At 56.6% G+C, this 11370-nt stretch carries 9 protein-coding genes; 4 read left to right on the top strand and 5 right to left on the bottom strand.

Going from position 1 to position 11370, the window contains the following annotated elements; translation table 11 throughout:
* Positions 1-220: 220 nt before the first annotated feature.
* Positions 221-1591, bottom strand: coding sequence for a leucine-rich repeat-containing protein kinase family protein (locus L972_RS13485; RefSeq protein ID WP_047438823.1), 1371 nt, complete (start codon positions 1589-1591; stop codon positions 221-223).
* 321 nt (positions 1592-1912) lie between these two features.
* Between L972_RS13485 and L972_RS13480 the strand changes: the two genes are divergently transcribed.
* The 3 genes from L972_RS13480 (at position 1913) to L972_RS21460 (ending at position 5126) form a co-directional block, all read left to right on the top strand.
* A complete protein-coding gene (locus L972_RS13480) occupies positions 1913-2677 on the top strand; it encodes an SDR family oxidoreductase (protein WP_047438822.1) in 765 nt (254 codons plus the stop codon).
* 51 nt (positions 2678-2728) lie between these two features.
* A complete protein-coding gene (locus tag L972_RS13475; RefSeq protein ID WP_047438819.1) occupies positions 2729-3556 on the top strand; it encodes a bifunctional transcriptional activator/DNA repair enzyme AdaA in 828 nt (275 codons plus the stop codon).
* Between the two features lie 427 nt (positions 3557-3983).
* Positions 3984-5126 carry a hypothetical protein gene (locus tag L972_RS21460; RefSeq protein ID WP_136502335.1) on the top strand — a complete coding sequence of 381 codons (1143 nt, stop codon included), beginning with the start codon at positions 3984-3986 and terminating at the stop codon, positions 5124-5126.
* Positions 5127-5301: 175 nt separating this feature from the next.
* Here the strand turns inward: L972_RS21460 and L972_RS13470 are convergent, their stop codons facing one another.
* The 4 genes from L972_RS13470 to L972_RS13455 all read right to left on the bottom strand — a co-directional run bounded on the left by L972_RS13470 (position 5302) and on the right by L972_RS13455 (position 10087).
* Complete coding sequence (locus tag L972_RS13470; protein ID WP_005337011.1) at positions 5302-5574, bottom strand: hypothetical protein; 273 nt, start codon at positions 5572-5574, stop codon at positions 5302-5304.
* Positions 5575-5953: 379 nt separating this feature from the next.
* The gene (gene guaA, locus L972_RS13465) at positions 5954-7543 is read right to left on the bottom strand and encodes a glutamine-hydrolyzing GMP synthase (protein WP_019445882.1); all 1590 of its coding nucleotides are present in this window, start codon (positions 7541-7543) and stop codon (positions 5954-5956) included.
* A gap of 84 nt (positions 7544-7627) precedes the next feature.
* Positions 7628-9091 carry an IMP dehydrogenase gene (gene guaB / locus L972_RS13460; protein WP_005360033.1) on the bottom strand — a complete coding sequence of 488 codons (1464 nt, stop codon included), beginning with the start codon at positions 9089-9091 and terminating at the stop codon, positions 7628-7630.
* A gap of 444 nt (positions 9092-9535) precedes the next feature.
* Complete coding sequence (locus L972_RS13455; RefSeq protein ID WP_047438817.1) at positions 9536-10087, bottom strand: cytochrome b; 552 nt, start codon at positions 10085-10087, stop codon at positions 9536-9538.
* A 372-nt stretch (positions 10088-10459) separates the two neighbouring features.
* Between L972_RS13455 and xseA the strand changes: the two genes are divergently transcribed.
* A partial coding sequence (gene xseA, locus L972_RS13450) for an exodeoxyribonuclease VII large subunit (protein WP_442853369.1) occupies positions 10460-11370 on the top strand: 911 nt, incomplete at its 3' end.

Raw genomic sequence — 11370 nt, 5'->3', positions numbered from 1 at the left:
TTTATTGGGGGGAAAGGTGTAAACCATATTCAGGACGGGACAGGCGAATGACGGGACGTCACCTTGCCGTGCGCCTCGCTGTCTCAATCGGCGCTATTGGGTACGTTTATGACGGGCAGAGGCACACCTATCCATGCAAAAACGTCATGGGTGTATGGCGATGAATGAATAAAAGGAATGACGTTAGCAGGCCAAAACGTGCCTGCCAACGCCAGAAAGATCACGACAGTGTGGCGCGAGCGGCCGCCAGCTGACGCTCGATATAAGCAAAATCGGGACGATCGGCGGGGAGTTCCGAGAGGCAGGCCGCTTTGAGCTGATGCAACCCATCGAGCGGTGAGTCTTGCGTATCGCAATGGGCCAACAGCTCTTCCAGCAGGCAACCAAAGGCGCGCACTTCCAAACGCTCAAGGCCCACGGCCCGCTCGCGGTCGCAGCGGTCATATAAGGAAGCGGCGCCAAAATCCCCCAGCAGGGCGCGAGCCGGCGCGTCAGACCCGCGGGTAAACAGAATATTGTGACCGTAGAGATCCCCGTGCATGATGCCCGCGCGGTGCAGATGGCCCGCCACCGAGGCGATGCCGTGGGCCATCGCCAGCGCATCCGGCACACTCAGATGCAGCCCCTCGGGATAGACATCCCGGGTGCAGGAGTCCAGGCTCGGCGGCCCGGCCAGATTGGCAAAGGCCGGATCGATCAGCTCCATTACCAGCGCCGGAATGCCGGAGGGGTGATCCGCCACCTTGCCCATCACCTTGATAAGGTTGGGATGAGTGCCCGCCGCCAGCGATACCGCCATCTCGCAGCGGGGCAAGCCATCGCTGGTCACCGCCCCCTTGAACAGCTTGACCGCCACCTGATTGCCATCGCCTCTATCGCTCGCCTGAATCACTGCATCAGCAGGATTAGCCACAAGGGTGGCGCGATGGATAACACCGGATGCCCCCTGCCCCAGCAACTCGCCCAGCGCCAGCGTCTCCCAGGCAATGGGCGTGACATGGGCATCATCGATGGCCCGCGCCTCCTCCCCTTCACTAAAGGGGTTGCCGGAGTAAGCGAGCCATGAAAGGCGCGGCAGCGAGAGCAGCCACTCGGGGAAGCGTTCGATGCGGTTGGCGGCGATGCGCAGCAGCTCCAGATTACGGCAGTTGGCAAGACTCGCCGGCAGCTCGCGCAGGCGGTTGCCCGCCAGCATCAACTTTTGCAGGGCGTCGCACTGGCCCAGCTCATCAGGCAACTGTTCCACCGCGTTGTCGGTCAGGATCAGCCAGCGCAACCCCGCAGGCAGCGCCCTGGCCGAGACGGTAGCAATCCGGTTGGCCTTAAAGCCCACCATGGTGAGCGCGGGACAGCGCCCCAACACCTCGGGCAGCTCGGTAAAGCGGTTCTCGGAGCAGAAGATTATGCGCAGTTTGCTGAACCCGGCCAGCTCGTCAGGGAGTGCGCTTAGCTGGTTACCGGTGAGATCCAGCACCTCCAGCGTCTCTTTCAGGCTCAAAATCTCGGTGGGGAACTCCGTCAGGTTTTCACAAAGCTTCAGATGGCGGGCACCGCACAGTTCACCTGCGCGCAGCTGTTCCAGAGTATGCATAACCGTTTCTCAATCCTGATGATCTGCCTGATGGCACAGCGACCATCAGCGCGCGCCGAACCTGGGGCCGGCGATTTTAAAGGGGGGCATTATAAAGAATTCGGGGCTCAGTTCTCCCCTTTTGTTGACGCGAAGGCCTGTATCGACATGTAGCAAAACGACTTCGGAACAAAGAGAGCAAGATTCGGGTCGTTCCAGCGAGGAGTGGTTGCCATAGTGGGGGCCAAACCCAAGTCGGTTGGAACCTATTGGAGTTCCAACCCACAGCCAACCCTGTGCACCACTTAGCAGGCGCACAACACACTCAGCGAGGGAACTGCCATGTCATTACTGTCCAACAAGGTCGCCATTATCACCGGCGCCAGCTCCGGCATCGGTCGCGCCAGCGCCATCCTGTTTGCCCGCGAAGGGGCCTGCGTCGTCGTCGGCGCCCGCCGCCAGCCCGAACTGGATCTGCTGGTGGAGGAGATCCGCCACAAGGGGGGCCTGGCGGTGAGTCTGGCGGGGGATGTGAAAAGCGAGACTTACGCCCGCGATCTGGTGGAGCTCGCGCTAACCCGTTTCGGCGGGCTCGATATCGCCTTCAACAACGCAGGTACCACAGGCACGCCGGGCAGCGTAGAGCAGCTTGAGCTGACGCAGTGGCAAGAAACGCTGGATACCAATCTCACCAGCGCCTTTGTGGGGGCCAAGTACCAGATCCCCGCCATGCAGGCGCGTGGCGGCGGCTCGCTTATCTTTACCTCTACCTTCGTCGGCCATACCCTGGGGCTGCCCGGCATGGCGGCCTATGCGGCGAGCAAGGCAGGCCTCATTGGCCTGACCCGGGTGCTGGCCGCCGAATATGGGGCACAAGGGATTCGGGTCAACGCCCTGCTGCCGGGGGGCACCGACACTCCCATGGGGCGGGCTTTTGCCGATACGCCGGAGAGTCTCACCTTTGTGCAGAATATGCATGCCCTCAAACGGCTGGCCCAACCGGAGGAGATCGCCCTCTCGGCCCTCTATCTCGCGTCCGATGCATCCAGCTTTACCACCGGCATTGCCCTGCTGGCCGATGGTGGGGTATCAATTTGTCGCACATGACCTTGTCGCCCCCAACACCCTGCGACCGAAACCTTATTGTGAGAGCGCCTTATGTCTGATTACGCCCGCATCGCCGATGCCATCCGTTTTATCGCAAGTCAGGTGGAGCGCCAGCCCACTCTGGACGAGATAGCGGCGCACGTTCACTTAAGCCCCTTTCACTTCCAGCGGCTGTTCAGCCGCTGGGCCGGAGTGACGCCCAAACGCTATCTGCAGGTGCTGACCCTGGAGCGGGCCAAGACGCTGCTGCAGGAGTCGCGCCCCCTGCTTGAGGTGGCCGATACCCTGGGCCTTAGCAGCGGCTCGCGGCTCTACGATCACTTCGTGCAGCTCGAAGCGGTGACGCCGGGCGAGTACAAGCAGCGCGGGGCCGGGCTGGTTATCGATCACGGGGTGCACGACACCCCCTTCGGCCAGGCGTTTGTCGCCCTGACCCCGCGGGGGGTGTGCAACTTCTCGTTTCTCGATGAAAAGGCCCCAGAGGCACCGCTGGCCACCCTCGCCCAGCACTGGCCTGCGGCAACGCTGCAAGAAGCGCCATCACGCACCCAAGGGATCATCAACACCATGTTCGATGGCAGCAAGGTGCCGGATCGCCCCATCTCCTTGCACGTGAGCGGCACCAACTTTCAGATCAGCGTTTGGCGGGCGCTGCTGCAGATCCCGCCCGCCAAGGTGGTGAGCTACGCCCAGGTGGCGAGCGCCGTCGGCAATCCCAAAGCCGCCCGCGCCGTGGGGCTGGCGGTGGGGGCCAACCCCGTCGCCTTGATGATCCCCTGTCACCGGGTCATCCAGCAAAACGGCAAACTCGGCGGCTATCACTGGGGCGAGATCCGCAAACAGGCGATACACGCCTGGGAAGCGGCGAGGTATGAATGAACGTGGGCTTTTTCTGCCCGCCTGATGAGGAAAACAGGCATCTTGGTAGTGAGTCAGCAGACTATCAGGCCGCGCCGAACGAGCATTCACGATATAAAGCGAGGGCATTAGCAGAGTAGGGGCGCAGATCGCCCCTTTTGTTGCTTTGGCGAGGCTCAGCACTCAGCCGCCCCACCTCAGCGAATTGACGAAACAGGTAGGGTGCAATAAGCGCAGCGCATTGCACCATTTGCAGAGTGGCTTTTGTGCAAGGTATGAGGAACAAAAGTAGAGGTGCAATTTCATTGCACCCTACAGCACTAGATAATTTAAATTAAAGCCTCAAAATGTCATATATAGCTCACCAATTTCAAATGTTTATTGTTTGATTTTTGTTTTAAAACCCAAAGCATTATCATATAATCAAAGAAAAATTAAGGATTCAAGAATGACTAACAAAGAGATTCAAATTCAATCCATTATTACTGAACAAAAAGAACGCTCCAAACAGTATATTGTTGTCAGCTCAGCCTCACTTTTCGTACTAACCGCGGCAATTAATTTCCTCCCATTTCGTGACACAATTAACCCCATAACCTATAGCATATTAAACTTTGGCATATTCGCTATATTTGTGGGGGTGTCAGTATTTTGGTACTTAGCAATTAAGCCCTCAACACATCTTTATAAGGAAGTGATTTCTTATGCACCAAAACCAATGACTAATGCTGAACGATTGACTAGAGTAAATGAAATTTTTGAAGCAGTAAATTTGTACGAAGATTATATTAACCAATCAATAGAAAAACATGATCTATCAGAGTTGGAGTCTTTTATTTCTGTACGCAGAGATGTCTTCCCCACTCACCATGAATTCAGTTCCAAATCAGATAAAAATATCAACCTGTCGTCTGAAGTAAGTAGAAAATTATTTATCACCGCTCTGTCTTCAATCAAAAATGGATTGGAGGTGGAGCAAAATACTCCCCTGCGAGATAAAATTAGCAGTAGTGTTAGCATAGAAGATAAAAGAAATAAAAATGATGCCATTGCTCTAGGAGAAAAATTTACAGATCGACTTCAAAAAGAGATTGAACAGTTGACTCGGGGTGCAAATATTTACATTACCTTTGGTTCAGCAATCACAGTTGGCGCAGCAGCAATTTTATTTTACACTGTTACTGATTTGTCCAGTTATTTTAACAGCCCTTTTTCAGATACAAAAACAGCCCTAACATCAACAGACTGGTTCAGTGTAATATCTCGTTTTTCAATTGTTGTTTTTGTAGAGGTTTTTGCTTTTTACTATTTGCGACTATATCGTTCGACAATGGATACAGTTAAGTACTACCAAAATGAAATAACTAATATTGAAATGCGCTTAATGGCAATTTATAGTTTACAAACACTAGCAACTCCAGATTCTGTATCAGCTAGTACGCTAATCTCATCATTATCAAATTCTGAAAGAAACTTTGTTATTCAAAAAGGACAGACTACTGTGGATCTAGAAAAGCAAAAGATTGACTCTACTCAAATCAGTTCGATCTTTGATGGAATAACAAAGCTAACTAAGGTTGTGCGTAAATAATGCAATATTCCCCCCGTGGAAGACCTCTAATTTCGGCTAGTTTTTCAAAGTGTGAGATAACAGTTCAAAAGTGATTAGATGTTGAAAAGACGCCCTCAGGCGTCTTTCTTATTTCCAAGATTTAGAGCAAACAGGTTGGAAGCTATTCCCCCTCCCCGCCTTGCCCACCATCCAATCAAATCGGGGTGATGGAAGTGATATGGGCATCCCCGTCCAGTGATTTGAAGATCTGTACCACGGCTTCGCCATGGATCGGTTTTGCAAGCGGCACAGTGCTCTTGCACTTGAAGCGGTAGTTGGTGCCAGCCACCACTTGGGTGGAGACTTCAAAGGGTACGTACTGCACCCCGACAAATCCTTTCAGCGCCTGATCAAATACCGCCTGATCCTCAGCGGTCAGCTTGTGATATGCGGTCCATCCACCCACCAACACTGCTTGTTCTGACATATCAAACTCTCCGTGCTCTATGATCCCGACCCGTTTGGCCGGTCGGGCTGCGCCCCGTTGATTCAAGTGGTTTCCGGTCTCCACCGGGGTGTCATCACTGCCGGTTGGCGCGATAACGATGGGCCCGTTTGCGCAGCTATCTGCAACTCGATCAGCCCTCCCCCCAGCCACAAGCCGCTGTTGACAGCGGGCTCAATTGGCATGAGAGAGCCTAGTGCGGGATAGCAAAAATGCCCCTGTCACATATGACAGGGGCAAGGTGGCGAAAAAGCTGCTCGAAAAAAGAAGATGTGTGGCGCAAACGATTGAGAAAAGAAAAGACGCCTCAAGGGCGTCTTTTTGCATTTTTATGCTCGAAGGGCAGAAGGGCGCGCGCCGCTTATTCCCATTCGATGGTTGCAGGCGGCTTGCCGGAGACGTCGTACACCACGCGGGAGATACCGTTGATCTCGTTGATGATGCGGTTCGATACGTGACCGAGGAAGTCGTACGGCAGGTGAGCCCAGTGGGCGGTCATAAAGTCGATGGTTTCGACGGCGCGAAGCGCAATGACCCAGTCATATTTGCGACCATCGCCCATCACGCCAACGGAGCGCACCGGCAGGAACACGGCGAACGCCTGGCTGACCTGGTTGTAGAGGTCGGCTTTACGCAGCTCTTCGATAAAGACGGCATCGGCGCGGCGCAGAATATCGCAGTACTCTTTCTTCACTTCGCCAAGGACGCGCACGCCCAGACCCGGGCCCGGGAACGGGTGACGGTAGAGCATGTCGTAGGGCAGACCCAGTTCGAGGCCAACGCGGCGCACTTCGTCTTTGAACAGCTCGCGCAGCGGCTCGACCAGACCCATCTTCATCTCTTCCGGCAGGCCGCCGACGTTGTGGTGAGACTTGATGACGTGGGCTTTGCCGGTCTTGCTGGCAGCGGATTCGATAACGTCCGGATAGATGGTGCCTTGTGCCAGCCACTTGGCGTTTTTCAGCTTTTTCGCTTCATCATCAAACACTTCAACGAAGACGCGGCCGATGATCTTGCGCTTGGCTTCCGGCTCGTCAACACCGGCCAGGGCAGAGAGGAAGCGCTCTTCCGCTTCAACCTTGATGATGTTCAGACCAAAGTGGTCACCAAACATCTCCATCACCTGCTCGCCTTCGTTCAGACGCAGCAGGCCGTTGTCCACGAAGACGCAGGTCAGGCGATCGCCGATGGCACGGTGCACCAGCATGGCGACCACGGAGGAGTCGACACCGCCGGAGAGGCCGAGGATCACTTCATCGTCACCCACCTGCTCGCGGATGCGGGCAACGGCGTCGTCGATGATGGTGGCTGGGGTCCAGAGGCATTCGCAGCCGCAGATGTCTTTGACGAAGTGCTCCAGCATGCGGGCACCCTGACGGGTGTGGGTCACTTCCGGGTGGAACTGCACGCCGTAGAAGCGCTTGGCCTCACACGCCATGGCCGCGTGCGGGCAGGTCGGGGTCTGGGCGATGGTGGTGAAGTCGGCCGGAATGGTAGTGACCTTGTCACCGTGACTCATCCAGACATCCAGCAGGGCATTGCCGTTGTCGGCGATGGCATCTTCGATGTTGCGCAAGAGCGCGCTGCTCTTGCCAGCTTCGCCCAGCACTTCCACCTTGGCGTAACCGAATTCACGCTCGGTAGAGGATTGCACCTTGCCACCCAGCTGCTCGGCCATGGTCTGCATGCCGTAGCAGATGCCGAACACAGGGACACCGGCGTTGAACACATACTCGGGGGCACGCGGGCTGCCCGCTTCGGTGACAGACTCGGGGCCGCCGGAGAGGATGATGCCGCTCGGATTGAATTCGCGGATCTGCTCTTCGGTTACGTCCCAGGCCCACAGTTCGCAGTAGACGCCGATTTCGCGCACGCGGCGGGCGATCAGCTGGGTGTACTGGGAACCGAAGTCAAGGATAAGGATACGGTGCTGGTGAATGTCTTTAGTCATTTTATTCCTGCATCAGGCTGATGTTGTCACAAAGGGCACGGGATAAAAAAAGGGTGGAAAAACGGGGCGCAGGGCCCCGTTTTATCAGCCCATCCGATAGTTGGGGGCTTCTTTGGTAATGGTCACATCGTGGACGTGGGACTCTTTCATCCCGGCGCCGGAGATGCGCACAAATTCAGCTTTAGTGCGCATGTCGTCGATGGTGGCGCTGCCGGTCAGGCCCATGGAAGAGCGCAGGCCGCCCATCTGCTGGTGGATGATCTCTTTGAGGCGACCCTTGTACGGCACGCGACCTTCGATGCCTTCCGGCACCAGCTTGTCGGCGGCGTTGTCGGTCTGGAAGTAGCGGTCGCTGGAGCCTTTGGACATGGCGCCCAGGGAACCCATACCACGGTAGGATTTGAAGGAGCGACCCTGATAGAGCTCGATCTCGCCCGGCGCTTCTTCAGTACCGGCGAACATGGAACCCACCATGACGCAGCTGGCGCCCGCGGCAATGGCCTTGGCGATGTCGCCGGAGAAGCGGATACCACCATCAGCAATCACCGGAATACCGGTGCCTTCCAGCGCGTCAACAGCGTCGGAGATGGCAGTGATCTGGGGCACACCCACGCCGGTCACGATACGGGTAGTACAGATGGAGCCCGGGCCGATACCGACCTTGACGGCGTTGACACCGGCAGCAGCCAGCGCCTTGGCGCCCGCGGCGGTCGCCACGTTGCCACCGATGATCTGCAGATCCGGATAGGCGTCGCGAGTGGCCTTGATGCGATCCAGCACGCCCTGGGAGTGGCCGTGGGAGGAGTCGATCAGCAGCACGTCAACACCGGCTTCCACCAGCGCAGCGACGCGCTCTTCGTTGCCAGCACCGGCACCAACCGCAGCACCAACCCGCAGACGACCCTTGTCATCTTTACAGGCGTGGGGCTTGCGCTCGGCTTTCTGGAAATCTTTAACGGTGATCATGCCCTTGAGTTTGAAGTCGGCGTTCACCACCAGCACTTTTTCGATACGGTGCTTTTGCATCAGGGCAACCACCTCTTCACGAGGGGCCCCTTCACGCACGGTGACCAGACGATCTTTCTGGGTCATGATCTGTTCAACGGTCTGGGAGAGGTCAATCACGAAGCGCACGTCACGGCCGGTGATGATACCGACCAGCTGATTGCCGTCAGTCACCACGGGGTAACCGGCGAAGCCGTTCTTGTGGCTCAGCTCCTTGATTTGGGCGATGGTCATGTCAGGGCGCACGGTGACGGGGTCAGTGACCACGCCGCTCTCGTACTTCTTGACCTTGCGCACTTCGGCAGCCTGCTGCTCGATGGACATGTTCTTGTGGATAAAGCCGATACCGCCTTCCTGGGCCAGTGCGATAGCCAGACGGGCTTCGGTCACTGTGTCCATGGCAGCGGAGATCATCGGGATGTTCAAGCTGATGGCGGAGGTCAGCTTGGTACGCAGATCGGCAGTATTGGGAAGAACTTCGGAGTGGGCGGGAACCAACAGTACATCGTCGAAGGTTAACGCTTCTTTGGCAATCCTGAGCATGGCAATATCTCACCGTTGAGGAAGTGGGGGTGTAAAATATTGCCGACGAAGTTTACTCACGCATTGGTCACTGGTAAAGAAGTTTTTTGAATTTTTTATGGCATAGCCCTCTTTTAGGCGGCCAAAACGCCAAAAAACCAAGATTATCAGTACGAAAAGCGCCATTTCGGGGCAAAAGAGTTGGCTAGCCGGTGATTTATGCAAAACCGGTAGGTGCCGACACAGCCCAACCCCCATGCAACGGGATGATCGAAAAGGGCCAAGAGGGCAAGCGGCCTCTGACCACCCTCCCCTTGTTTTGTGTCCTTGTATTGTCTCTTGCCCTCGCGGCGACCACTCGCACCGGTATCATTCTCTTCTCAATGTTCTTTGCTCGGGCTGGATAATAAATTTCGCCCGCTGCAAAAATATATTTTCTGGCTCAATAATGGGTGTCTCTCTTTATTATTTTCGCACCACCATCCGCAGCAAGGTATTATCTTTATCCAGCAGATGATGTTTCAACGCCCCGACAATGTGCACCAGCAAAAATGCCAGCATGACATATGGCAAATATATATGGACTGTGTGAGCAATATCCCGAACGGATTCACTAAATGGAATCACATTGGCCGGATCACGGATATCTGGATTCATCGGAATAATAGACCAGCCAAATATCGCGACACCTCGGCCAGCCGCTGCGGAATAACAGAGACCGGACACTGGAATAAGCAGCGTTGAAATCAGCAAACCCCAGTGGATCGCCCTGGCTGCCAATGCCTCGTAAACAGGATATTGACGCACAGGCTCAGGCCACCCTTTAACAAGGCGGAGAATGGCGCGGGGCAGGATCAAGATCAGTGCAATCACACCCAGGGATTTATGCAGGGCATAGAGATCCCATATTTCAAATTTCACCATCAGATAACCTACAAGGGTCAGACCAATCATCAGCAAGGCAACCGACCAGTGCAGCAAACGGGTCGTCAAACTTAAGCGGGTTGAGGGGTTCATAAGCTACTCCAAACTGGGGGCGAGTGAACGTTGGTCAAGATGGTGGCGCCGTGAACATCCGCAGCACCTGAGAGATCAACGGCATCGAGGCAAGCCGCAACTTGGCCAGATCAGGCAAGCGCGAGGGCTTTGTCGGGAGCCATACTGCCTGCCCGGATAAACGGCAGCGTTTCCAATCTTGCTTTTCTGCTGCTGGCGCCTCCTGCTTAACGCCCTCCCCCTGTTTCGGGTTAAGATAGCGGCCATCGTTTTATCCCGGCCCCGCCGGAGCAGACCACAGGTACGCCTTTGAACCGATTTACCCCATCCAGTGCGGCGAACGGCCGCGAGCAGCAGGTCTTTACCGTCACCCGCCTCAACAGCGCCGTGCGCATGATCCTGGAGCAAGATCTGGGGCTGGTGTGGCTGACCGGCGAACTATCCAATCTGGCGATGCCAAGCTCTGGCCACTGGTATTTCTCCCTCAAGGACATGTCGGCGCAGGTGCGCTGCGCCATGTTCAAGGGCAACAACCGGCGGGTAGCGTTTCGCCCGCAGGATGGCATGCAGGTGCTGGTGCAGGCGCGGGTCTCCCTCTATGAGCCGCGCGGTGACTACCAGCTGATCATCGAGTCGATGCAGCCGGCGGGCGACGGCGTATTGGCCCTGCGTTTTGAAGAGCTCAAACGCCGCCTCGGCGCCGAGGGGCTGTTTGACGAGAATCGCAAGCGACCGCTTCCCCGCGAACCGCGCGCGGTGGGCCTTATCACCTCCGCCACCGGCGCGGCTTTGCACGATATGCTCACCGTGCTCAAGCGGCGTGCGCCGGATCTGCTGGTCTTTATCTACCCGACTCAGGTGCAGGGGAGCGCCGCCATCAGCCAGATCGTCGCGGCGATCGCCAAAGCGAACCAGCGCGCCGAGGTGGATGTGCTGATCGTCGGCCGTGGTGGCGGGTCGCTTGAAGATCTCTGGTGCTTTAACGAAGAGGCGGTGGCGCGCGCCATTGCCCACTCCGCCATACCTGTGGTGAGCGCAGTGGGCCACGAGGTGGATGTCACCATCAGCGACTTTGCCGCCGACTTGCGCGCCCCTACCCCGTCGGCTGCCGCCGAGCTGGTGGCGCCAGACAATCAGGCCCGCATTCAGCGCCTCGCCCACCTCAAGCAGCGACTGCTGCAGGCGATGAGCCGCCAGCAGACCGCCGCCCGCCACGATTTCATCCTGCTGCAAAAGCGGCTCGACCATCAGGATCCGAAGCGGCGGCTGGAGCAACAGTCCCAGCGCCTCGACGAACTCTCCAG

Origin of the sequence: Aeromonas sp. ZOR0001, from assembly GCF_000801015.1 — a bacterium.
GTDB classification, from domain to species: Bacteria; Pseudomonadota; Gammaproteobacteria; order Enterobacterales; family Aeromonadaceae; genus Aeromonas; species Aeromonas veronii.
The sequence above is the reverse complement of the archived record's forward strand: the minus strand, read 5'-3'. Positions and strand labels throughout refer to the sequence as shown.

Excerpts from the sequence above, each read along its gene's own strand:
- L972_RS13485 (WP_047438823.1), bottom strand. The coding sequence starts at position 1,591 with ATGCATACTCTGGAACAGCTGCGCGCAGGTGAACTGTGCGGTGCCCGC.
- L972_RS13480 (WP_047438822.1), top strand. The coding sequence starts at position 1,913 with ATGTCATTACTGTCCAACAAGGTCGCCATTATCACCGGCGCCAGCTCC.
- L972_RS13475 (WP_047438819.1), top strand. The coding sequence starts at position 2,729 with ATGTCTGATTACGCCCGCATCGCCGATGCCATCCGTTTTATCGCAAGT.
- L972_RS21460 (WP_136502335.1), top strand. The coding sequence starts at position 3,984 with ATGACTAACAAAGAGATTCAAATTCAATCCATTATTACTGAACAAAAA.
- L972_RS13470 (WP_005337011.1), bottom strand. The coding sequence starts at position 5,574 with ATGTCAGAACAAGCAGTGTTGGTGGGTGGATGGACCGCATATCACAAG.
- guaA (WP_019445882.1), bottom strand. The coding sequence starts at position 7,543 with ATGACTAAAGACATTCACCAGCACCGTATCCTTATCCTTGACTTCGGT.
- guaB (WP_005360033.1), bottom strand. The coding sequence starts at position 9,091 with ATGCTCAGGATTGCCAAAGAAGCGTTAACCTTCGACGATGTACTGTTG.
- L972_RS13455 (WP_047438817.1), bottom strand. The coding sequence starts at position 10,087 with ATGAACCCCTCAACCCGCTTAAGTTTGACGACCCGTTTGCTGCACTGG.